The 22488-nt window shown below is 65.3% G+C and carries 19 protein-coding genes and 1 tRNA gene; 6 read left to right on the top strand and 14 right to left on the bottom strand.

Features of this window, described 5'->3' with window-relative positions; translation table 11 throughout:
* Window positions 1–55: 55 nt before the first annotated feature.
* The 4 genes from AXW84_RS13575 to AXW84_RS13560 form a co-directional block, all read right to left on the bottom strand.
* Window positions 56–463: a GNAT family N-acetyltransferase gene (locus tag AXW84_RS13575; protein ID WP_068234130.1), complete on the bottom strand. Its 408-nt coding sequence runs from the start codon at window positions 461–463 to the stop codon at window positions 56–58.
* 84 nt (window positions 464–547) lie between these two features.
* On the bottom strand, window positions 548–1039 hold the full coding sequence (locus tag AXW84_RS13570) for a dihydrofolate reductase (RefSeq protein WP_068234128.1): 492 nt from the start codon (window positions 1037–1039) through the stop codon (window positions 548–550).
* A 1-nt stretch (window position 1040) separates the two neighbouring features.
* Window positions 1041–1973, bottom strand: coding sequence for a methionyl-tRNA formyltransferase (gene fmt / locus AXW84_RS13565; protein WP_204248375.1), 933 nt, complete (start codon window positions 1971–1973; stop codon window positions 1041–1043).
* A gap of 244 nt (window positions 1974–2217) precedes the next feature.
* Window positions 2218–3429: an exo-beta-N-acetylmuramidase NamZ family protein gene (locus AXW84_RS13560; protein ID WP_068234125.1), complete on the bottom strand. Its 1212-nt coding sequence runs from the start codon at window positions 3427–3429 to the stop codon at window positions 2218–2220.
* An 82-nt stretch (window positions 3430–3511) separates the two neighbouring features.
* Here AXW84_RS13560 and AXW84_RS13555 point away from each other — a divergent pair, with 82 nt between their 5' ends.
* Window positions 3512–4729: an ABC transporter permease gene (locus tag AXW84_RS13555; protein WP_071891321.1), complete on the top strand. Its 1218-nt coding sequence runs from the start codon at window positions 3512–3514 to the stop codon at window positions 4727–4729.
* Between the two features lie 107 nt (window positions 4730–4836).
* Here AXW84_RS13555 and AXW84_RS13550 read toward each other — a convergent pair whose 3' ends face one another.
* On the bottom strand, window positions 4837–5520 hold the full coding sequence (locus tag AXW84_RS13550) for a peptidoglycan DD-metalloendopeptidase family protein (RefSeq protein WP_082773892.1): 684 nt from the start codon (window positions 5518–5520) through the stop codon (window positions 4837–4839).
* 167 nt (window positions 5521–5687) lie between these two features.
* Here AXW84_RS13550 and AXW84_RS13545 point away from each other — a divergent pair, with 167 nt between their 5' ends.
* Window positions 5688–6791 carry a ferredoxin--NADP reductase gene (locus AXW84_RS13545; protein ID WP_068234121.1) on the top strand — a complete coding sequence of 368 codons (1104 nt, stop codon included), beginning with the start codon at window positions 5688–5690 and terminating at the stop codon, window positions 6789–6791.
* Window positions 6792–6938: 147 nt separating this feature from the next.
* Window positions 6939–8681 (top strand): M3 family oligoendopeptidase, encoded by a 1743-nt coding sequence (locus tag AXW84_RS13540; protein WP_068234118.1) that lies wholly within the window; start codon window positions 6939–6941, stop codon window positions 8679–8681.
* Window positions 8682–8765: 84 nt separating this feature from the next.
* Here AXW84_RS13540 and AXW84_RS24980 read toward each other — a convergent pair whose 3' ends face one another.
* The 3 genes from AXW84_RS24980 to AXW84_RS13535 all read right to left on the bottom strand — a co-directional run bounded on the left by AXW84_RS24980 (window position 8766) and on the right by AXW84_RS13535 (window position 10110).
* Window positions 8766–8933, bottom strand: coding sequence for a hypothetical protein (locus tag AXW84_RS24980; RefSeq protein WP_157887015.1), 168 nt, complete (start codon window positions 8931–8933; stop codon window positions 8766–8768).
* 247 nt (window positions 8934–9180) lie between these two features.
* A complete protein-coding gene (locus AXW84_RS24975) occupies window positions 9181–9390 on the bottom strand; it encodes a hypothetical protein (RefSeq protein ID WP_157887014.1) in 210 nt (69 codons plus the stop codon).
* Between the two features lie 93 nt (window positions 9391–9483).
* Window positions 9484–10110 (bottom strand): hypothetical protein, encoded by a 627-nt coding sequence (locus tag AXW84_RS13535; protein ID WP_068234115.1) that lies wholly within the window; start codon window positions 10108–10110, stop codon window positions 9484–9486.
* A 150-nt stretch (window positions 10111–10260) separates the two neighbouring features.
* Here AXW84_RS13535 and thiL point away from each other — a divergent pair, with 150 nt between their 5' ends.
* Complete coding sequence (gene thiL / locus AXW84_RS13530) at window positions 10261–11289, top strand: thiamine-phosphate kinase (protein WP_068234113.1); 1029 nt, start codon at window positions 10261–10263, stop codon at window positions 11287–11289.
* A 184-nt stretch (window positions 11290–11473) separates the two neighbouring features.
* Here the strand turns inward: thiL and AXW84_RS13525 are convergent, their stop codons facing one another.
* From AXW84_RS13525 to AXW84_RS26340, 5 genes are all read right to left on the bottom strand, one after another.
* On the bottom strand, window positions 11474–11848 hold the full coding sequence (locus AXW84_RS13525; RefSeq protein ID WP_068234111.1) for a hypothetical protein: 375 nt from the start codon (window positions 11846–11848) through the stop codon (window positions 11474–11476).
* Window positions 11849–11851: 3 nt separating this feature from the next.
* Window positions 11852–12250: a hypothetical protein gene (locus AXW84_RS24970; RefSeq protein ID WP_157887013.1), complete on the bottom strand. Its 399-nt coding sequence runs from the start codon at window positions 12248–12250 to the stop codon at window positions 11852–11854.
* 11 nt (window positions 12251–12261) lie between these two features.
* Entirely contained in the window at window positions 12262–13674 is a 1413-nt protein-coding gene (rlmD, locus tag AXW84_RS13520) for a 23S rRNA (uracil(1939)-C(5))-methyltransferase RlmD (RefSeq protein WP_068234108.1), read from the bottom strand.
* A gap of 313 nt (window positions 13675–13987) precedes the next feature.
* Complete coding sequence (locus AXW84_RS13515; protein WP_157887012.1) at window positions 13988–17437, bottom strand: gliding motility-associated C-terminal domain-containing protein; 3450 nt, start codon at window positions 17435–17437, stop codon at window positions 13988–13990.
* A gap of 258 nt (window positions 17438–17695) precedes the next feature.
* Window positions 17696–19963, bottom strand: a complete 2268-nt coding sequence (locus tag AXW84_RS26340; protein WP_082773891.1) for a GEVED domain-containing protein — start codon at window positions 19961–19963, stop codon at window positions 17696–17698.
* 179 nt (window positions 19964–20142) lie between these two features.
* On the opposite strand from AXW84_RS26340, the gene AXW84_RS13505 reads away from it, so the two are divergent.
* A complete protein-coding gene (locus AXW84_RS13505) occupies window positions 20143–20943 on the top strand; it encodes an SDR family oxidoreductase (RefSeq protein ID WP_068234097.1) in 801 nt (266 codons plus the stop codon).
* A gap of 509 nt (window positions 20944–21452) precedes the next feature.
* Here AXW84_RS13505 and AXW84_RS13500 read toward each other — a convergent pair.
* Complete coding sequence (locus tag AXW84_RS13500; protein WP_157887011.1) at window positions 21453–22172, bottom strand: hypothetical protein; 720 nt, start codon at window positions 22170–22172, stop codon at window positions 21453–21455.
* A 129-nt stretch (window positions 22173–22301) separates the two neighbouring features.
* Here AXW84_RS13500 and AXW84_RS13495 point away from each other — a divergent pair.
* Window positions 22302–22374, top strand: a tRNA-Lys gene (locus AXW84_RS13495).
* The last annotated feature ends 114 nt before the right edge of the window (window positions 22375–22488 follow it).

Genomic DNA, 22488 nt, shown 5'->3' with positions numbered 1-22488 from the left:
CGTCAAACCAACCCATTTTTAATTCTTCATTTTTAATTTTTAATTCCTTTTTTCTCTACGGCAAATCCTTCTGCAACCGCATGTACGGGATGCCTTCCTTCTCAAAAACCGGCCCGTCGGGCCCCAGGCCGAACCGCTCGTAGAACGGCAGCGTGGCCAGCCGGGCGCTGCACCAGATGCGCTGGGCCCCCAGCCGGTCCGCTTCCGCCAGTACGTGGCGCAGCAAGGCCGAGCCTAGCCCTTGGCCCTGGCAATCGGGCCGGGTGGCAAACTTGCGGAACTGCGCCACGGGCCCCTGCACGAATAGCGAAATCACCGCCACCAGTTCCTCGTTTTGGAACGCGCCAAAGTGCTGCCCAAGCGGATCGTCGGGCAAGTGGCAGTACGTCATGGGCTTATCGGGCCACAGCACCTGGTGGCGCAGCGGGTACGTAGCGGCGAAGGGAATGGGCCGGATGTCCATTTAGTTGTCGGTTGCTCGTTGTCAGTTGTCAGGATTTGTTGAAAAAGCTGCCAACTGCCAACCAGCAACCGACAACTAACGAAATCAGCGCCGGCGCAGCGTTACGAAGCTGAAGGCGTAAGGATTATCAGCGTCGGCTTCGTGCCGCTCGCGGGTTTCCTCGCGCCAAGCAGTGGGAGAAAGGGCGGGGAAGGTAGCGTCGCCCTCGAAGGCGTGGTGCACTTCGGTGAGGTACACCACGTCGGCCGCGTTTAGCGCCTCGCGGTAAATCTCGCCGCCGCCGATGACGCACACTACCTCGCTATCAAGTTCTTGGGCGCGGGCCAGGGCCCCCAGCACCGAGGCGGCGGCCTCGCAGCCGGGCGCGGCCCAGCCGGCCTGGCGCGTCACCACCAGGTTGGGGCGGCCCGGCAGGGCCCTCCCGATGCTGTCGTAGGTTTTGCGGCCCATTACCACCGGGTGGCCCAGGGTGAGGGCCTTGAAATGCTGCAAATCGGTCTTCATCCGGCCCCAGGGCAGCTGCCCGCGGTGGCCAATTACGTCGTTGTCGGCCACGGCCACTACTAATGCTACCATCTCAGAAAACCAGTTTGTTGCCCCGTAAAAACTCCTCCACGCTCATGCGTTTTTTGCCCTCGGCCTGGATGTCGAGCAGGTCGAGCCAGCCGTCGGCGGCGCGCACGCGCAGGTAGCGGCGGCCGTCGGTGGCCCAGGTGCCGGGCGGCTTCTGCGAGCCCGCGGGCAGGGCCCCGGCGCGGAAAATCTTGAGGATGCGGCCGTCGGGCAGCGGCGCGAAGGCCACGGGCGCGGGCGCCAGGCCCCGCACCAGGTTCATCAAATCGACGGCCGATTGGGTGAAGTCGAGCCGGCCGGTTTCCTTCTGGATTTTGGGGGCCGGGCGCAGGTCGCCGCCCATTTGCTGGGGCAGGCTGGGGGCAGTGCCGGCGGCCAGGGCCTCCACCGAGCGGCGGGCCAGCAGGGCCCCGGCGTGCTTCAGCTTGGTGTAGAGCGTACCGAAATCGTCCTCCGGTGCAATGGCCACGCGGTCCTGGAAAATTAGGTCGCCGGTGTCAATTTCGTGGCGCAAAAAGAAGCTGCTCACGCCGGTTTCCGTTTCGCCCCGGATGAGGGCCCAGTTGATGGGCGCCGCGCCGCGGTACTGCGGCAGCAGCGAGGCGTGGATATTAATGCTGCCCAGCCGCGGCATGGCCCACACCGCCTCGGGCAGCATCCGGAAGGCCACCACTACCTGCAAATCTGCATGGTAGCTTTTCAGCTCGGCCTGAAAATCGGGCGATTTCAGGTTCGTGGGTTGCAGCACGGGCAGGCCGTGGCCCTCGGCGGCGGCCTTCACGGCTGAGGCCTGGAGCTGGCGGCCGCGCCCCGCGGGCCGGTCGGGGGCCGTGACGACGGCCACCACCCGGCCGCCGGGCCAGCCCAGCAGCGCTTCCAAAGTGGGCACCGCAAACTCGGGCGTGCCCATAAAAATGATGCGAAGGGGAATGAGCATGTGCTAGGAGAAAGCTTTGGCGAGCGGCGCGGGAAGCTTTGCCAACCCCGGCCGTGGTTTTGTCAAATGAAAGCGTGTTTCTATTAATCTAGGTCGTGATTCTGCCGAATCGGATTGTGAATCTGTCGACCTAAGTCGTGAATTTATCGACCCGGGTCGTTATTTTACTGACCCGAGTCAACATTTTTATGATCCGGGTTGGCAATTTGCCGAACCGATTCGTGTTTTTGCCGCTCCCGGCCGGCTACCGCTCCGGGTACAGCAAATACTTCTTGCGCATTTGCTTGAACTGGCCCAGCCCGGGCTCCCAGGAGGCGCGGATTTCGGCTTCGGTTTTGCCGGCGATGATTTGCTGGCGCAGGGCCGGCGTGCCGCTGAGCTGTTCGAAGTACTTGGTGAAAAAATGCTCCTTGTCGGTGCTTTGTTTATAAAAATCAAGCAGGTACTGCACCGACAAGCCGGTGGGCGGCACCGGGGCCCCGCGCAAATCCAGCCCATAACAGAGTTGGCCGTTGAGCGGCGGGGTGGGCGAGCCAGCGTTGGGCTTCGGGGTGAACGAGAACGGCCGGCTGGCCGGCTGCGCGGGGCCCCCAATGGCCTCAAACGGGAAATCGGTGCCGCGGCCCACGCTCACATTGGTGCCCTCGAACAGGCACACGGTGGGGTACAGGGCCACGGCGTGGGGCGTGGGCAGGTTGGGCGAGGGGCGCACGGGCAGCGCATAGGGCGTGGCGTGGGTGTAGCCGGGGCCCAGCGGCACCACCGTGAGGCGGCAGCGGCGGCCGCCGGCCAGCCACTTTTCGCCGTTGATCATCTGCGCCAGCTCGCCCACCGTGAGGCCGTGGGCGATGGGCAGCGCGTCTTGGCCCACGAACGAGGCCAGCGCGGGCTCGCGCACGGGGCCGTCCACGGCGGTGCCGTTGGGGTTGGGCCGGTCGAGCACGATAACGGTTTTGCCCTGCTCGGCGGCGGCTTCCATTACCAGGTGCAGCGTGCTGATGAAGGTGTAGAACCGGGCCCCTACGTCCTGAATGTCAAAGATTAGCACGTCCACGTCGGCCAGCATTTCGGGGGTGGGCTTCTTGGTTTTGCCGTACACCGAGCGCACGGGCACGCCGCTGCGGGCATCGCGCCCGTCCTGGATGGTGGCACCGTCGGCGGCCTCGCCGCGGAAGCCGTGCTCGGGCGCGAAGATGGCCGTCACGTTCACGCCCCGGCTGCGCAGCGTGTCTACTAAATAGGTGTTGCCCACGCGGCTCGACTGGTTGACGACTAACCCCACGCGCTTGCCCTTAAGCTGCGGCAAGTACTGCGCCAGCCGCGCCGCGCCCACCACCGGGCCGGCCGGCCCCGGGGCCCCGGCCGCCGGCTGGGCCGAGGTAGGCCCCGGCGCCGCGGTGCAGGTGCGCAGCGCCAGCAGCAGCGCCAGGAAAGGAAACAAAGTGGGGCTGGGCATGACGGGAGGGGCGTTGGTTTGCGTTGAAAAGCGAAAATTCCGAGTTCGGGGGTGCGCAATCTGCGTAGCTTTACGGCACTGCATGAACGTTGCCCGCTACATATCGCACAAAATCGACGGCGGGGCCGATTCCGGCTCCTTCACTTCGTCGGTCACAAAAATAGCCATCATCAGCATCGCCATGGGGCTGGGCGTGATGATTGTGTCGTTTGCCATCCTGCAAGGGTTCCGCAACGAGATTCAGAGCAAGATTTTCTCGTTTGGGGCCCACCTCCAGGTGTCGCGCTACGACACCAACAATTCGCTCGAAGTGGCCCCCATCGGGGGCCCGTCCGTCGAGAAGCGCCTGCACCAGTTCCCGCAGGTGAAAACGGTGCAGGCGTACGCCTACAAAACGGCCATCATCAAAACCCCCGACGAGGTGCTGGGCGTGGTGATGAAGGGCATTGATGAGAAGGAAGGCCAGTCGCCCATGCGCCAAAACCTGGTGGCGGGCGATTTCCTGCACTTCCCCGCCGACTCGGCCAGCACCGACGTGCTGCTCTCGCGCAAGATGGCCAACAAGCTGAACCTCAAGGTGGGCAGCGAGGCGCTGTTCTACTTCATTCAGAACCCGCCGCGCATCCGGCGCTTCCGGGTGAGCGGCATTTACCAAACCGGGCTCGACGAGTTCGACGAGGCCTACGTGGTGGGCGACATCCGGCAGATTCGGGAATTGAACGCTTGGCCCGACTCGCTGGTCGGGGGCCTGGAAGTGGTGCTCAAGGACTTCAAGCGCCTCGACCGCACCGCCGACCAGATCTACGAGGCGCTGCCCTACGACCTCAAAATCGACAAGATTACCGAGCAGTACGCCCAGCTCTTCGACTGGCTGCAACTGCTCAACCGCAACGTCCTCATCTTCTTGGTGCTCATTATTTTTGTGGCCACGTTCAACATGGTGGCCACCATTTTCATCATGATTTTGGAGCGCACCAACATGATTGGCGTGCTGAAGGCGCTGGGCGCGACGGACAACCAAATCCGGCAGATGTTCTTCTTCCGGGGCCTCTCGCTCACGGTGCGCGGCATGCTCATCGGCAACGCCGTAGGGCTGGGCTTCTGCGCCATCCAGTACTACTTCAAGGTCATCCCACTCGACCCCGAGAACTATTACATGGACCGCGTGCCCATTTTCTGGGACTTTAAAGTGCTGCTTGTGCTCAACGTGGCCACCTTCGGCACCACGCTGTTGGCCATTCTGGTTCCCACGTACTTAATCTCGCGGATTAAGCCCGTAGTAGCCATCAAGTTCGATTAGAACGGCTGTAGTGCGGACTTTGTAGTCCGCGGCGCTCGCTTCTTCCTGCCGATTGCCGTTGGGCGACCGGGCAGCGCCGCGGACTACAAAGTCCGCGCTACGTTCTACTAAAGCAGGGGCGAGCGCAGCAGCAAATTCGGGTCGGGGCAGAGCGCGGTCCAGTGGTCCCGCTCGTCGGGCCGGGCCACGCCGGGGAAGTCGCCCCGGCGGCCTTGCAGGTCCAGCATCAGCTGGAAGTGCAGGTGCGGGGGCCAGTCGCCGTTCTCGGGGTAGGGCCCCACAGTGGCGAAGGTTTCGCCGGTGGCCAGGGCCTGGCCAGGGCGCAGGTGCTGCCACTCGGCGCGGCCCAGGTGGCCGTAGAGGCTATAAAAAACGGTGCCGGCCAGTTCGTGCTGCAAAATGGCGGTGGGGCCGTAGTCGCCAAAGTTGTTGTTGTCGGCCAGGCTGTGCACGGTGGCGGGCAGCGGCGCGGCCACGGGCGTGCCGGCGGGCACCCACACGTCCACGCCCAGGTGCAGGGAGCGGGCCAGCTCGGCCGCCCCAAAATGAGCGCTGCGGCGGTAGATGACGCGGTTCTCGAGGTAGCCGCCGAGGCCGGTGGTGGCGCGCTGGTCGGCCAGCAGGCGCTGCACCAGCGCATCGAAGGCCGGCGTGTCGCGCAGGGCTTCGGGGGTGAGCAGCGGGTTGGCGGCGGTGAAATCGAGGCGGGCGGCGCTGGGGGCCCCCAGGGGCACGGGCACCACCGGCGCGGCCGGGGCCAGCGCCAGGGCGCGGAGAAAAGGGGTGGGCATGGGCGAAATTTTGGCGCGGGGCCCTCGGCGGCAAAACCCCCGGGGCCGCGGCAAGTTACCTTTGAGGCCCGGTTTCGCGCCGCGCGCCGCCTGCCCCGTGGGGCCCCGGCGGCCTGGCCACTTCCTAGCCGCCGCTTTCCAGTATCCATTCCCTCCGTTAATATAAGATGTACCAAACCCTGACCGTTGTTGCGCTGACCCAGGAAACCCCCGATGCCATCACCATTCACCTGGAGCGGCCCGACCGGCAGCCCATTGCGGCCCAGCCCGGCCAGTTCCTGACCCTGATTCTGCCCTGCGGGCCCGGCGGCAAAAAGGAGCGCCGCGCCTACTCGCTCAGCAGCACCCCGCACGAAGCCCCGCGCCTGGCCGTGACGGTGAAGCGCGTGGTGGGCGGCTTGATGAGCAACTACTTGCTTGACACCGTGCGCGTGGGCCAGCAGATTGAAGTGATGAACCCGCTCGGCAACTTCACCCTCAAGCCCAGCCCCAAGGCGGCCCGCTCGCTGGTGCTGGTGGGGGCCGGCTCGGGCATCACCCCGCTCATGGCCATGCTGAAGGCCGTGCTGCACGGCGAGCCCGCCAGCCACGTACTCCTGATTTACGGCAACCGCGACGAGGAAAACGTCATCTTCAAAGACCAGCTCGCACAACTGGAGGCCGCCAGCCGCGGCCGCCTGCAAGTAGAGCACGTGTACAGCCAGCCGCTGCGCCCCGGGGGCCCCCACCAGCACACCGGCCGCCTCAACCGCACCACGCTGCTGCGCATCCTGGAGCAGCGCCACCAGTTTCCGGCCGAGCAGGCCGAGTACTTCCTCTGCGGGCCCGAGGGGCTGATGACGGAGGCGCGCGCCGCGTTTGCCCTGCTGTGCGTGCCCGAGAGCCGCGTGCACTGGGAGAGCTTCACGGCTTCGACCAGCGCGTTTGAGGAAGCGGCCGTGGCGGCGGCCGGCGCGCACGGCGACGTGTCGGCCAGCCCGGCCGATGCCCCCGCCGGGGCCCGGCGCGTTACGGTGCAGTACGAAGGGGCCGAGTACGTGGTGGCCGTGCCCGCGGGCACCACCATCCTCGACGCCGCCCTCGACCAGGACATTGACCTGCCGTATTCGTGCCAGGCGGGGGTGTGCACCGCCTGCCGCGGTAAGTGCCTGAGCGGCAAGGTGCACCTCGACGAGCGCGACGGCTTGTCGGATTCGGAACTGAAGCAGGGCTACATTCTGACCTGCGTGGCCCACCCCCAAACCGACGACGTGGTGATAGAGATAGGCTAGGGCCCCCGGGCAACTTTTTGCCCGTGCCGGGAGTTTGCAAGCCTTCGCCGGCCGGCCCCGGGGCCCTATTTTGCGGAATATTGCAGATATTGCATACCGCGCCGGTCGGGCTCACCCGCGCGCCCACGACGCTTACCTTTCCTTCTGATGATCCAATTTGCTGAACCCTCGGCCGCCTCGGCCACTGACACCCAGCGCCCCCCGCGCCATTACGTGCCCGAAGATTTTCAGGTGACGGACTGGGCCGCGCTGGAAGGCTACTTTCAGGAGCTTGAAGCCCGCCCTGTGGCCTCGGCCGAGGCGCTGGAGCGCTGGCTGCTCGACCGCTCGGAGCTGGAAGCCGTGTTGAGCGAAGACCTGGCCTGGCGCTACATCCGCATGACTTGCGCTACCCAGGATGCCGCCCGCTCCGAAGCGTTCCAGTATTTTGTGAACGAGATTGAGCCCCGCGTGGCCCCCTACGACCACGCCCTGAACGAGAAGATGCTGGCCTCGCCCTACCTCGGCGGGCTCGACCAGACGCGCTACGGCGTGTTTCTGCGCTCGGTGCGCCGGGCCTCGGAAATCTACCGGGTGGAAAACATCCCGCTCAAAACCGAAATCAGCACCAAGCAGCAGCAGTACGCCGCCACCGCCGGGGCCATGACCGTGACGCTCGACGGCGAGGAACTGACCCTGCCCCAGGCCGCCGACCGCCTCAAAAGCCCCAACCGCGCCGTGCGCGAAACCGCCTGGCGCGCCGTGCAGCAGCGCCGCCTGCACGACGCCAAGAGCCTCGACGCGCTGTTTACCGAGCTGGTGGGCCTGCGCCACCAGGTGGCATTGAACGCCGGTTTTAGCAACTTCCGTGACTACATGTTTGCCGCGCTGGGCCGGTTCGACTACACGGCGCAAGACTGCTTCAACTTCCACCGCGCCATCCGCGAAACGGTGGTGCCCCTGATTGACGACCTCGATTTGGAGCGCCGCCAGGACCTGAACCAGCCCGCCCTGCGCCCCTGGGACCTCGACGTGGACCCCAGCGGCCAGCCGCCGCTGCGCCCCTTCGCCACCGGCGAAGAGCTGCTGGAGAAAACCATCGCCGTGTTCCAGGCCCTCGACCCGTACCTGGGCGACTGCCTGCGCACCATGCGCCAGATGGGCCAGCTCGATCTGGAAAGCCGCAAGGGCAAGGCCCCCGGCGGCTACAACTACCCGCTGGACGAAACCGGCGTGCCGTTTATTTTCATGAACGCTACCAGCAGCCTGCGCGACGTGGTGACGATGCTGCACGAGGGCGGCCACGCCGTGCACAGCTTCCTCACGCGCCACTTGGCGCTGGGCGCCGACAAGCACCCGCCATCCGAGGTGGCCGAGCTGGCTTCGATGAGCATGGAGCTGATCAGCATGGACCACTGGGACGTGTTTTTTGAGAATCCCGCCGACTTGCGCCGGGCCAAGAAAACGCACTTGGAGAGCGTGCTCGAAACCTTCCCCTGGGTGGCCACCATCGACAAGTTTCAGCATTGGGTGTACGAGCACCCGGCGCACACCGAAACCGAGCGCCACCACCGCTGGACGGAAATCTTCGACGAGTTCAACCAGCGCACCGTGGACTGGCGCGGGCTGGAAGGCATTAAACCCTACCTGTGGCAGAAGCAGTTGCACCTCTACGAAGTGCCGTTCTACTACATCGAGTACGCCATGGCCCAGCTCGGGGCCATTGCCGTGTGGCGCCACTACCGCCAAAATCCCGCCGAGGGCTTGGCGGCCTACAAGCGGGCCTTGGCCTTGGGCTACACCGCGCCCATCGGCCAGATTTACGCCGCCGCTGGCATCCGCTTCGACTTCAGCACCGACTACCTGCGCACGCTGGCCGACTTCGTGCGCGAAGAAATGGCCGTCTTGTAAACGCAATAGGGCCCCGAACGCAACGAGCCGCCCGGATCACTCCGGGCGGCTCGTTGCGTTCGGGGCCGCGCGGGGCCTGACGACTTAGTACCGGTCGTAGCGGTCACGCCGGTCGTGGTGGTCATCATACCGGTCGTGGCGGTCGTTGCCATAGCCATAGCCGCGGCGCGGCTCGCGCACCACGCAGGAAGAAAGTCCAAGGCTGCCGAGCACCACCAGGGGCAGGAGCCGCCGCAATACGAAATTCAACATGGCGCAGAGAATTGATAAGATGGATGGAAAAAATAGCAATAACCCTAGTTTTTCGATCTAATTAGACGTTAAAACATTACTGGGGGTTGTGACTTCCTACCCAACCATCATGCCAAACCGATGTCGCCCACTGGGGCCCAACAGCCCATACTGGGCCGCTTTGGTGCAGGTAATGGTCACCAATTTGCCTGTCATGCAGGTTGCCATTGCGCCCGCCAGGGGCGTGTAGACGATGGTGACGCGCTGGTTACCGGTGGCCCCAAACAAACCCCGCCGGCAGCAGGTGCGCGCCACCGGCCAGCTCCAGCACCTTGCCGCAGCGGTCGAGGCCGCCGAGGTCGCGCACGGTGGCGGGCGTGCCGCAAGTCGCGGCACTGGGGCCCCGGTGGCAGGCCGTGCCCGCAGCGGCGGTAACTAGCAGCCCAACAGTGCGTAATACTGTAAGAGACAGAAACATAAATAAATGTTTAGGGCGTTTTCCAGTAGCTCGGACTTTGTAGTCCGAGCTACTGGAAAACGCCCTAAACACTTTAGCGAGCAGGTAGACGGGTTACTGCGGGGCCCCTAGCTCGAAGAGCTGCAGCGGCTGCGGCACCGGGTACTTGCCGCCGAAGTGGGCCACATCGGCTTGGTGCAGGGCCAGGTAGGCATTGTACTGCTTGGCGGCGCGGTCGTACTGAATGCGGAAGCTGGCCACCCCGGCGTCGAGCTGCTGGAGGCCTTCCACGAAGTTGCGGGCGTTTTCGCTGGGGGCCCCGCCGGCGGGCGCGGCCACGGGGTAGAGGGCGTGCAGCAGCGAATCCTGGGCGGCGTCGTAGGCGTCGATTTGGGCCGAGGGCAGGTTGGTTTGGGTATAGCGCCGGGCCTTGAGGTGGTCGTTGGCGGCGGCCAGGGCCCCCAGTTGTGCGGAGTTGGAGCCGGGCTGCTGCTGCAATTCGCGCAGCAGCAGGCGCGTGATGCCAATTTTCTGGTCGTCGCTGGCCACCATGGCCTGCCACTTGGCGTCGGCCGAGTCGCGCAGCACCGTCAGTTGCGACTGCACGGCCGTGGCCGAGGCCGGGTCGGTGGCGGAGCGGGCGGTGCCGCCGTCGCGCTTGCACGAGGCGGCGCAGGCCACTATTATTAATAGGGCCCCGAAAATGGATTTAATGGAAGCGGAGCGAAACGGGCGCAGCATAGCGGTAAGCAACGAGGTGTGAACGGACAACGGCAAAGGTAACCGCGTAGTGTGGGGCTGGGGCCCCCGGGCTCCCGGCCAAACGCCCCGGGGCCCCGGCCGTACCTTTGGGGCCGGGCCGCCACCGGCCCGTTTCCCCGCGCTCCGCCCATGTCCGACCTCACCCCGCTCCACGCCCTCGGCGAATTTGGCCTCATCCGCCGCCTGCAACAAAAAATTACCCTTCGCCAGCCCGGTACCGTGCTCGGCATCGGCGACGACGCCGCCATCCTGGCCCCCACCGCTGGGCAGGAAGTGGTGATGACCACCGACCTGCTGGTAGAAGGCGTGCACTTTGACCTCTCGTTTTGCCCGCTCAAGCACCTGGGCTACAAGGCCGTGGCCGTGAACGTGTCCGACATTGCCGCCATGAACGCCCTGCCCACCCAGCTCGTGCTGGGCCTGGCCGTGCCGTCGCGCTTCTCGGTGGAAGCCATCGAGGAGCTGTACGAAGGCGTGCGCCTGGCCTGCGAGGCCTACAACGTGGACCTGGTGGGCGGCGACACCACCAGCACCCGCACCGGCCTCACGCTGGCCATCACGGTGCTGGGCGAGGCCCCCGCCGGCCAGGCGGTGCGCCGCTCGGGCGGCAAGCCCACCGATTTGCTCTGCGTGAGCGGCGACCTCGGCGGGGCCTACATGGGCCTGCAGGTGCTGGAGCGTGAGAAGCAGGTGTTCCTGGCCGACCCCGAGGCCCAGCCCGAGCTGGACAACTACGAGTACGTGGTGCAGCGCCAGCTCCGCCCCGAGGCCCGCCTCGATGTGGTGCACGAGTTGCGCGAGCTGGGCTTGACTCCTACCAGCATGATCGACGTGTCCGACGGACTGGCCTCGGAGGTGATGCACCTGTGCGCCGCCAGCGGCACGGGGGCCCGGGTGTTCACCGACAACATCCCGGTGGCCAACCCCACGCTCGAAGCCGCCGCCGAGTTCAACCTCGACCCGCTCACTTGCGCCCTCAACGGCGGCGAGGACTACGAGCTGCTCTTCACGCTGCCCGTCACGGCCTACGAAAAAATCAAAAACCACCCCGACATCACCATCATCGGCCACCTCACCGACAAGGACGACGCCGTGAGCCTCGTCACCAAAGCTGGCCAAGCCGTGCCCCTGCAAGCCCAAGGCTGGAAGGCTTTCTGAACCACGGATTTATCGGATTTAACGGATTTGTCGGATTTCGGGGACGATTTACACCTCTGGTTATAACCCAAAAGGCCGCTTCGACAAGCGGCCTTTTTGTGGGATAAAGTCACGCTACGCAAACGGCAATCGTCCCCAAAATCCGACGAATCCGTTCAATCCGATAAATCCGTGGTTCAGACAATTAATCTTCCGGGTAAGGCACGAAAACGAATTTCGTGAACTCCTCATCCAGCACAAACAGGCAGCAAAACTCGTCGGAGTTTTTGTAGTTCTCCTCGAAGCTGTCGATGCCATCGGCGCCGATAATGCCTTGCTGGATAAATAGTTCGACGTAGCTGGCGTACACGTGCCACTGCAGGTTCAGCTCGTCGGCGTTCACCAGCAGGCTGCCCAGCGGCACCTCCTGCTTGGCAAACACGAAGATGGGATACTTGCTGATGTCGCGCTTGCGAATCTGGTACGACGCCTCCTTCAGCGTATCGGATACAATCGCAAAATCCTTAGTGATGGTGCCGAGGTATTTGCCGTTCAGTTCAGGGTCGTTGAAGTAGTCCATGTGTTATGTCAAATAAATATTTGGCTTCCAAACGGAATGAAACACAAAACCGAGAACAAACCCATTTGTGGCTGCATTTAAATAAGTCAATTGTTCCACTGGATTACGCCCGAATTGTCGGCCAAATAAGATGTTGAAAATAATCACTGCCAATAGCGAATAAAATAGCGCAAAAGTTGCTCTATTCAGCATGCGAACAGCTTTTTTGATAAAATATCTGGGTACTTGCACCAGTAGCATATTTGCTATCAATGAAATTATTAAAGTGTAAATCCCAACGATTGTTAGTGCTGCCAAAGCCTGGTTTCTATCTAATAGAAAATAACCCAAGCCATAAACTATAATTGCAACTAACCACCCGGTGAGCGAGGAAACTAGAGCTGCAAGTGTGTAGCTTCTCATACCGTTTTAAATTACTTCAACTCCAGCAATACCACATTCTCCACGTGGTGGGTGTGGGGGAACATGTCTACGGGCTGCACGCGGGTTACGCGGTAGGCGGGGTCGAGCAGTTCCAGGTCGCGGGCCTGGGTGGCGGGGTTGCAGCTGATGTAGACGATGCGCGGGGTGCGCAGCTCCAGCAGGCGCTGCACCACATCGGGGTGCATGCCGGCGCGGGGCGGGTCAGTGATGATGAGGTCGGGGCGGCCGTGGGTTTCGGTGAAGCCGGCGGTGAGGATGTCCTTCATGTCGCCGGCGTAAAACTCGGTGTTGGTGATGCCGTTGATTTCGGCGTTCACGTGGGCGTCGGCTACGGCCTGCTCCACGTATTCCACGCCAATGACCTTGCGGGCCTTTTTGGCCACGAAGCTGGCGATGGTGCCGGCCCCGGTGTAGAGGTCGTACACCAACTCGGTGCCCTGCAAATCGGCGAAGTCGCGGGCCACTTTGTAGAGCTGGTGGGCCCCTTCGGAGTTGGTTTGGTAGAACGACTTGGGGCCGATGCGGAAGTGCAGGCCTTCCATGTCCTCCTCGATGTAGGGCTTGCCACGGTAGCACACCACCTCCAGGTCGTGGAAGGTTTCGTTGCCCTTGCTGTTCAGCACGTAGTTGAGCGACGTGATTTCTGGGAACTTGGCCAGCACCGCGTCCAGCAGCGGCTCGATGGCCTCGTCGGTGCGGTAGCACTGCAAAATCACCATCGTTTCGCCGGTGCTCTGGGCGGTGCGCACGATGAGGTTGCGCAGCAGGCCGGTTTGGCGCACCAGGTTGTTGAACGGCAGCTCGTGCTGGTGGGCGTAGTCGCGGATGAAAAGGCGGATTTCGTTGCTCGGCTCGGGCTGCAACCAGCAGTGCTCCACGTCGATGATCTTGTCGAACCGCGCCGGCGTGTGGAAGCCCACCACCTCGCGGTTGTAAGTGCGCGAATCGTCGTTGATCTGTTCCGTGGTCAGCCAGCCGTTGTCGCTGAACGTGAATTCGAGCTTATTGCGGTAGTAGGTGCGGGCCGGCGAGGGCAGAATCTGGGCGATTTCGGGCAGCGCCACTTTGCCGATGCGGGTGAGCTGGTCTTCCACCTGCTGCTGCTTGTAGCGCAGCTGCGCGTCGTAGCCCAGGTGCTGCCACTTGCAGCCGCCGCAGGTGCCAAAGTGCTGGCAAAACGGCTCCACGCGCAGCTCCGAGTACTGGTGGAACTTCGTGGGCACGGCCTCCAGAAAGTTCTTTTTGGCCTTCGTCACGCGCAGGTCCACCACGTCGCCGGGGGCCACCTGGCTAACGAAAATCACCAGGTTCTCTAGGCGCACCAGGCACTTGCCTTCGGCCACCATGTCCTGAATTTTGACGTTGCGCAGCAGCTCGGCGGGAATATTTTTGAATTTGCTCATAATGGGGATGCAAAAATAGTCCCCGGAATGTCTGAACCACGGATTTATCGGATGGCGCGGATTCGTCGGATTTCGGAGAAGATTGGCTAAAGCCACCTCGCAGCGGTTTCATAAGTAGCGCACCGGCCCTTGTAAAACGGAGTGACAATCTGTTTACCGTTCGCCTGGCAACGGAGTGCCACTCCGTTTTACAAGGGCTGGTGCACTGACTGTAAAATCCCTTTAGGGCCCCAGGGGCCCTAAAGGGATTTTAGCCAATCGTCCCCAAAATCCGACGAATCCGCGCCATCCGATAAATCCGTGGTTCGGACAATCACTTCACCACTTCTACCCAGCCCTTGATGGTGCTGCCGTCGGCTAGCTTGAAGAGGTAGTAGTACTTGCCCGGGGCCACGTCGGGGGCGTCGCCCCAGGTGTTCTGGTAGTTGGTGGTGGCGTACACCTCGCGGCCCCAGCGGTTGAAAATGACGAGCGAGTTGCCGGGGTACAGGGCCACGTTGTCAATCACGAGGCGGTCGTTGCGATTGTCGCCGTTCGGGGTGATGATGTTGTAGAACGCCAGCGGGTTGGCGAAGCTCACCAGGGTTTCGTTGGAGTTCGAGAGCAGCGGCGTGGCGTCGGCGCTGAAGGCTACTACGCGGAAATTCTGGGCGAAGCCCGCGCCGTCGCTGCTCGTGTCCAGGGCCCCGTTGGGTAGGGTGTAGGCGAGCGTGGTGGCCGGCACGGTGGCCAGCAGCGTTGCCGGGGCCCCGTCGAGGCGGCGGTAGACGCGGTAGCCGCTTACTGTAAAACCTATGTAGGGGTTCCAGCGCAGGGCCACGCTGCCCTGGCGGTAGCCGCCCGCGCCGGCCGTGGCGGTGGCTTGCAGGCGCACGGTTTGGGCCACGGCGGTGGTTAGCACCGTGCCGCAACCGTTGGCGACGGTGAGCTGGTATTCGTAGGAATTGGCGCTGGCGTCCACCGCGTTGGCATCGGTGTAGGCGGTGGCGGTGGGGGCCACGGTGCCCACCACGGCGAAGGCGCCGGTGCCCGCCACGCGGCGCAGCACCTGCACCTGGTTGGGCGTGTTGGTGCCGTTGGGCACGCTGAAGGTAAGGATGATGCGGGCGTTGCTAGTAGCATCCACCGAGGCCGTAGTGAGGGTGATAGTGGGCTGGTCGAGCAGAATATTCAGGTTGGAAGCTGCCGTGCCCGTGCAGCCGAAGGCCGACGTTTCCACCACGCTCAGCGAGCGGCTGGGGGCCCCCGAAGTAAAGAGCACCGTGACTTGCCCCGTGCCCTGCCCGCCGGTGATGGTGCCGCCTACCACTGCCCACTGGTAGGTAGACGTGGCGCTGGCGCCCGCCACCGCGTAGGTGCCCGTGAAGGCCTGCGACGGATCGCAGATAAAGCCCGGCCCGGTGATGGTGCGCTGGGGCGGCAGCGGGTTCACGGTGATGAGCACCGAATCGCGCCCGGCGCAGCCCTGGGGCGAGGTGCCCGTCACCCGGAATTTTACCACGATGGGGGCCCCGGTGGAGTTGGCGGCCGTGTACACGGGCTGGGCCACAGTGGCGCTGCTCAGGCCCGCGGCCGGCGTCCAGGCGTAGGTGAAGCCGGCCTGGGTGGGGGCCCCCAGCGTCACGGTTTGGCCCGCGCATACGGTGGCGGCCGTGCCCGCGCGCACCACTGGCGCGGGGCTGACGGTGACGGCCACGGTGCCGGTGGCCGCGCAGCCGGTGGCCAGCGTGGCCGTGAGGGTGTAGGTGACGGTGAGGGCCCCGGCCGTGGCGTTGGCCAGCGTCACGGTGGGGTTGGCGCTGGCCGGGTTGCTCAGGCCCGTGGCGGGGCTCCAACTGTAGGTGACGCCCGCCACCGCCGGGGCCCCCAGCTGCGCCGTGCCGCCCGAGCAAATGGCCACCGCCGCGCCCGGCACCACGGTGGGCAGCGGCAGCACGGTTACCGTTACCTGGGCGGTGCCGGCGCAGCCGCTGGGGTTGGCCGCGCCGGTAATGGTGTAGGTCGTGGTTTGGGTGGGGGCCACCACGAAGGGCCCCGGGCCGGTTTGGGTGGTGCCGCCGCCGGTAAGGGTGTAGGCGCTGCTGCCGCTCACGCTTAGCGTAGTAGACGCGCCCTGGCAGATGCTGAGCGGGCCGGCCACGGCCAGCGCCGGGGCGGCCAGAATGGTCACCGGCAGGCTCACCGAGTCGGTGAGGCAGCCGTAGGCCGACACGCCCCGGGCCACCAGCGTGCCGGTGCCGGCGCTGCCCCACAGCACTTGCACCGTGGGGCCCGTGGCGCTACCCACCACGGTGCCGCCCGTGGCCCGCCAGCGGTAGGTGGCCGTAGCGCCGTTGGCGGTGTAGGCGTGCGCGGTTTGGGCGCAGGCGGTGGCGTCGCCGGCAATGGCCGTGGGGCCCGCGGCCCGCGTCACGGTGATGCGCAGCACGTCGGCCGCGGTTTTGCCGCCGCAGGCCACGTCGCGCACGGTCAGGGCCACGTCGTAGGGCGTAGCGCGCGCTTCGCCGCAGGCCGAATTGTACACGAACGTGCCCACTACTGTGCCGCTGCCGGTGGCCGTGGCCGTGCCCGTGAGGCTGCCCGCCGCCACCGTGCCCGCGTTGCCATTGAAGGTGGCATTGAAGCCGCCCGCGCCGTCGAGTAGCGCGCTGTTGGCTGTGAGCACCAGGGGGTCGCCTGCCACTTGGGTGGCCGTGATGGGGATGCTCAGCGCCTGGCCTTCCTCGATGGTGTAGGCGCGGGGCAGCGCCACGGCTGGGGCCAGCGCCGGGGCCCGGGTGCTCGGGCACTGCGCCACCACCAGCTGCAAGTCGCGCCGCGTGGTGCCAATCAGCACCTCCCGCCCGTTGATGGTGCGGTACTCGGCCACGTCCACGGCTATCACGTACTTGCCCTGGTTGGCGGCCCCGTAGCGGGCCACGCCGGTGCTGGCGTTCAGCAGCGCAAAATTACCGGCTCCGGTGCCAAACGGGTTGGCCAGTGAGTAGCCGGCGTAGTAGCCAATGGCCAGCGGCAGGGGTGGAAACAGCCGGGGCAGGTTCGAGCCCGAGCTGGCAAATTGCCCGTAAGGCGAGCCAAACGAGTACACCAGCCGGTCGCCGTCGGCGTCCACGGCGTTGTTGAGGCTGATGGTCGTATCATTCTGGCACACAACGGCTACGGCCGTGTCCGAAAACACCGGCGCGTGGTTGGGCAGCAGGGCCGGGGCCATGCTCGTGTACAGCGTCAGCGGCCGGTTGTTGTTGCCGGTGTTCAGGTTGGTCACGTCCACGTTGCGGGCGCTGCGCGTGAACACAGCGTAGTAGCCGTCGAACGACAAGGGCAGGTTCACCACGCCCACGAATTTCTGGAGCCTAAACGGCTGCTGGGGCCCCGTCACGGTGCAGCCCGTGGCGGTGGGCGGCAGCAGCACCTGCGAGAGCGAAGTGGAGGCAATGCTCATCAGCCCGGGGGTGCCGCCCTGCGTCACGATGCGGGCGTAATTGACGGTCGTCAGCACAATCTGGGCCCCGGTGGTGCGGTTGTAGATGCCCACAACAGCCTCGGGGTTGGGCTGGGCGGCCCCCGGCAACGAGTTGTTGTAGATGGTCACCGTCAGCTCGTAGCGGAACGGCGCCGCGGCGGGCCCGTTGGCGTCGAGGTAGCGGTAGCTCATTTCGCCGCCCAGCAAGTGGGTGGCACGCGCCGGCCCGGCCAGGCCCAGCACCAACAGGACCAGCAGGGCCCCCAGTCCGCAAAACCGCCGAAGTAGAGTTGTCAGCATATAAAAAAACAGAAGCAGCGTGCAGAAAAAGAAAGCGCAGCCCGGCGGGCCCCCGGGCCGCGCCAGCTCAAAAAAGTAAGGTTTAGTAAATCGGGGACGACGCTCAGGTCAAGCGCCTGGATGGCAGTAGAAAACCATTTTGCTCGTCATGCTGAGCGCAGCCGAAGCATCTCTACTGCGGCAGTAAACTGTGATTAGTCAGCGGGAGAGATGCTTCGGCTGCGCTCAGCCTGACCGTTTTAAATTATTGACAACCGCCTACTCGCGCACCACGCGGCGCACGGCCACTTGGCCCTGGGGGTCGCGCAGGCGCAGCAGGTACACGCCGGCGGCCAGGGGCCCCAGGTCGAGGGCAGCGTCGGCGCCCGGGGCCAGGCGCACGGCGGTGGTCAGCAGGGTGGCCCCCAGCAGGTTCTGTACTTCCACGGCGTAGGGGCCGGGGGCCCCGGAGCCGCCCAGGTGCAGGCGCAGGTGGCCGTCGGCGGTGGGATTGGGCGCTACCGTGAGGCCGGGCAGAGCGGTCGTGGCCGCGGTGGCCGTGGGGGTGGCCGGCTGGATGAGCAGGGTGTAGTCCTCCACTTCGCCGTTGGCGAGGTCGGCGGCGCAGGGGTCGGCCGCCCGGGTGGTCTGGTCGGTTTCCACGCGCAGGCGGGTGCGCCCCAGCAGGGCCGTGGCGGGCAGCGCGAAGGTGCCCACGCAGGTGTTGCCGCTCACGGTGGTGCTGAACAGCAGCTCATTGGCCGCAAATACCCCGTCCTGGTTGAAGTCGGCCCAGGCCACCGTGCGGTGCGCGGCGATGTTGCTGACGGTCACCGTGAGGCTGGCCGTGGTGCCCGCGGCCAGCGCAATGGTTTTGGCCACGTAGCTGCCGTAGCCGCCGGGCTCCAGCCCGCTGGCATTGCTGAAGCCGCCCGGCGCGGCGCTCACGCTGGTAATCCAGAGGGGGCTGCTGGTGCCCGCCCCAAAGCCCGTGCCGTTCGAGGCGCAGTAGCTCAGGCAGGGCACGCTAATGACGAAGCCCGCCCGCGAGGTGCTGCTCGTGCCGTAGGCGCTAGTGGCGGTGAGGGCCACCGTGTAGGTGCCGGCGGCAAACTGGTGCGTCGGGTTTTGCAGGGTGCTGGTGGTGCCGTCGCCAAAATTCCAGCTCCAGGCCGTGGGCGTGTTGGTGGTTTGGTCGGTGAACTGCACGGGGTTCACGCAGCCCCCGCTCACGTAGGTCGAGGCGAAGGCGGCCACTGGCGGGTTGGGGTTGGCCGCCGGCACCACGGCGTAGTCCTCCACCTGGCCGTTGGTGGGGGCCTTGCAGGGCTGTGGGTCGCTGCCAGCGTAGTCCGTCACGAGGCGCAGGCGCAGCGGCTGGCCCAGCGGCGCCGTGGCGGGCAGCTTCAGCGAAAACGTGGGGTTGGCGGCGTTCAGGGCCTGGCCCACCAGCTCGGTGGCGGCAAAGGCGCCGTCGTTGTTCAGATCGAGGTAGGCGCGGGTGTCGTGGGGCAGGGTGCCGCCCGTTGTCACTTGCAGCGGGTAGGCCGTGCCCACCACCAGGGCCGCCCGCTGGGTGCAGCTAAAGTCCTGGTAGCCCGCACTGCCGTCGGCCGAGGCGTTGTCGAGGGCCCCCAGGCGCACGCGCACCACGCCGTAGTTGCAGCAGTAGGCGGCGGTGGCCGGCGCGCAGGTGGCGGCGGCGGGCGCGGTGCTGTTATAGGTAATGGCGGTGGCCGCGCTGATGGCGTTGCCGTTGCCGTTGGCCACCGTGAGCTGCACCTGGTAGGTGCCCGCGGCGGCGTAGCAGTGGCTGGGGTTTTGAGCGGCGCTGGCGGTGCCGTCGCCGAAGCTCCACACCCACGACGTGGGCAGGTTCTGGCTGGCGTCGGTGAACTGCACGCAGCCCGAGCAGGTGGTGGCGCCGTTGGTGGTGAAGGCCGCCACCGGCGGCCCGGTGCTGGCGGTTAGCGTCACGGCGTAGTCCTCGTCCTGCGAGAACTGGGGCGTGGAGCACGGCGTGGGCACGGGGCTATTGGTGTAGTCGGCGGCCACGCGCAAGCGCAGCGGCACCCCGGTGCGGGCCGTGGCGGGGGCGGCAAAGGTGGCCGTGTGCAGGCCCCCCGCCGTACCCGTGCCCGTAGCCGGGGTGGCGGCCATGATTACCTCCGTCACGGGGTCAAACGCGCCGTCGTTATTATAGTCAATCCAGGCCAGCACCGTCTCGTTATTATTGAGGCTGGTGCGCACCGTGAGGGTGTAGTTCTGGCCCACCGCAAGGGTAGTAGCTGTGGTGGTGCTGGGCGCGAGGCAGCTATAGTCCCTGTAGCCGTCGGCCTGCCCCAGGGTGGTATTGTTGATGCTGCCCAGCGTCACGTTGAGGATGCCCATGTTGAAGGCCGTGACTGCGCCGGCCGCCGCGCCGGCCCGGCCCGGGGTGCAACTGGCCGCCGCCGGGCAGGTTTGGGCGCGCACCGCCGGGGCCCCCAGCGCTGCCAATAATGCGGCTGCAAGCAATGATTTCCAAAGGCGTACACCGTAGCGCATAAGCAAAGAGCAAAGGGTAGATTTTTTCCGTGGTTAAATGTAACCCACGAAACCGGGCCCTCGCCCAGGAGTCGGCCAATGGGCATTTTTTGTCGCTGGTTTTCCTGCCCGTGGGGGCTGGGCCCCGCCCGGCGCGGGCGCGCAGCCGTAGTTTTGGGCTTTCGTTTTCAGCGTTTGTTATGTCCCAAAAAACTGTGCTCATCACCGGGGGCACGTCCGGCATCGGCCGGGCCTGCGCCCTGGCCTTTGGCCGTGCGGGCTACGCCGTGGCCGTTACCGGCCGCGACGCGGCCCGCCTCGCCGACACTGCCGGGGCCCTGGCCGCCGCCGGCATCGCCCACCTCGCCGTGCAGGCCGACGTGGGCGATGCCGCCGCCGCTGCCCGCGCCGTGGCCGACACCGTGGCCCGCTTCGGGGGCCTCGACGTGCTCATCAACAACGCCGGCCTGAGCATGCGCGCCAAGTTTGCCGACGTGGATGTGAAGGTGCTGGAGCAGCTCATGCAAACCAACTTTTTTGGCACCGTGTACACCACCAAGGCCGCCTTGCCGCACCTGCTGGCCCGCAAAGGCACGGTGGTGGGCATCAGCAGCATCGCGGGCTTTCGGGGGCTGCCGGGGCGCACGGGCTATTCGGCCTCCAAGTTTGCCATGAACGGCTTCCTCGAAGCCTTGCGTACCGAGCTGCTGCCCGCGGGTGTGAACGTGCTCACGGCCGCGCCGGGCTTCACGGCCTCCAACATCCGCCACGCGGCGCTGGTGGCCAACGGCGAGCCCCAGCACGACACCCCCCGCGACGAAGGCCAGATGATGAGCAGCGAGGAAGTGGCCGCCCACGTGCTGCGCGCCGTGGCGCAGCGCCGCCGCACCCTCGTGCTCACGGGCCAGGGCAAGCTCACGGTTTTTCTGAACAAGTGGCTCCCCGGCCTGATGGACAAGCTGGTACTGGCCAATTTCCGCAAGGAAGGAGGCGATTTTTAGGGCCCCCGGGCCAGTAGCTTCCCCAACGCTTGGAATTTCCGGTCAGGGTTTCGCCGGTTCTTTTTGCCCGTTTGGACAGGGAGAATTGGTTTTGCTGCCACCCCTTCCATTGCGTATGAAGCGCATAGAAACCACCAGCGCGCCCGGCGCCGGCCCGGAGGCCTAAAATAGTCCGGCCCGCCCCTCGCTGTTGTTCCCGGGCGCTATCATGGGCCCCGGTTTGCCGCTGGTCGAGGAAACCACCACCCACGTGGGCGACCGGTTTGGGCGCAACCTCGGCGCGTAGGCCAAGGGCCCGCCCGGCAAGTGCAACTACCGCCTGACCATGGCTGCTCCACTGCCTTACCAAAAAGCCACGGGCTGCGCCATCACCACCGGTAGCAACGCCGCATTCTTGGGCTGCCCGCCTAAGGCCGGGTACCGGGAATGCATGCAGTAATAATTCCCCGACCGGGAAAGCTAGGCTGGGGGCCCCAGGGACCCAGCCGCTTTGTGTTTCACAGGGCCGGCTACTCGATGACGAAGGTGTCCGCCGCGCGCACGTAGGCCACGCGGTCCTGCCAGCGCACGCGCAGCCAAATGTCTTCGCGGCCCAGCACCAGCAGGCGGTCGCCGGCTGCCGCGGTGCTCAGCCAGGCCGCGCCCGCGCCCGGCCCCGCCATTAGTACCGCGCCTGGCCGGGCCACCAGCCCCACCGGGGTAGGGGCCAGGGCCAGCAGGTACGTTCCCGCCACCCCCAAGTAGCCCGCATAGCCGAGCCAGGCGCTTGGATGGGTGCGCCGCCAGCGCCACCCCAGCCCCACGGCCCCCAGCACTGCTCCCGCCAGCAGCAGCTGCAAGCCGGGGTAGTAGTAGCGCTGGGCGCGCACGCGCAGTTCCTGCTGCCAAGTGGTGGGGTAGCCCACCAGGCGGTGCCGGGCGGCCAGCGTGGCCTGCTGGCGCCAAGTATCGAGGCGGGGCTGCCGGGCCTGCGCCAAGCCCAGGTACAGGAGGGCGGCCGGGTAGTGGCCCAGTTGCTGCTGGGCGTAGGCCAACTGCAGCAGCGCCCGCGCCGACGCCCGCCGCTGGCCCCACACCTGCCGCAGCAGCAGGGCCGTGGCCGCCGCGTATTGGCGTGCTGCCAGCAGCGAATCAACCCGAGGCAGGGCCCCAGCGGTGATTAACGGGGCCGCTGATGAATTTTCTTTTGGCTCACCGTTGGCACCCAATCCCCAGAAAGGCAGTGCCATAAACCCTAGCAATAGGGCCCCTGCGAAGTACCAAGGCACTTTTTTTTGCCTTAAGGTTGCGCAGCCAAAAAGCTTGCCGTACTTTTGTACCCACAAAGAAGGTAACGCCTTTCTTGTTTTCCCCGAACCGATTCTGTAGCTCAGCTGGTAGAGCAGTACACTTTTAATGTACGGGTCCTGGGTTCGAATCCCAGCGGGATCACTAAAAGCCCCTGTCGTCATCGGCAGGGGCTTTTTTATGCCCCAACTAATCGATGCATCAACGCGGGGCGGAAAGGCTAATGGGTCAAAAAACGTCATGAAGGAAGCAAACTAG

Source organism: Hymenobacter sp. PAMC 26628, assembly GCF_001562275.1.
GTDB lineage: Bacteria > Bacteroidota > Bacteroidia > Cytophagales > Hymenobacteraceae > Hymenobacter.
Note: the sequence above shows the minus strand (reverse complement) of the source record. Positions and strands in the feature narration are given on the sequence as shown.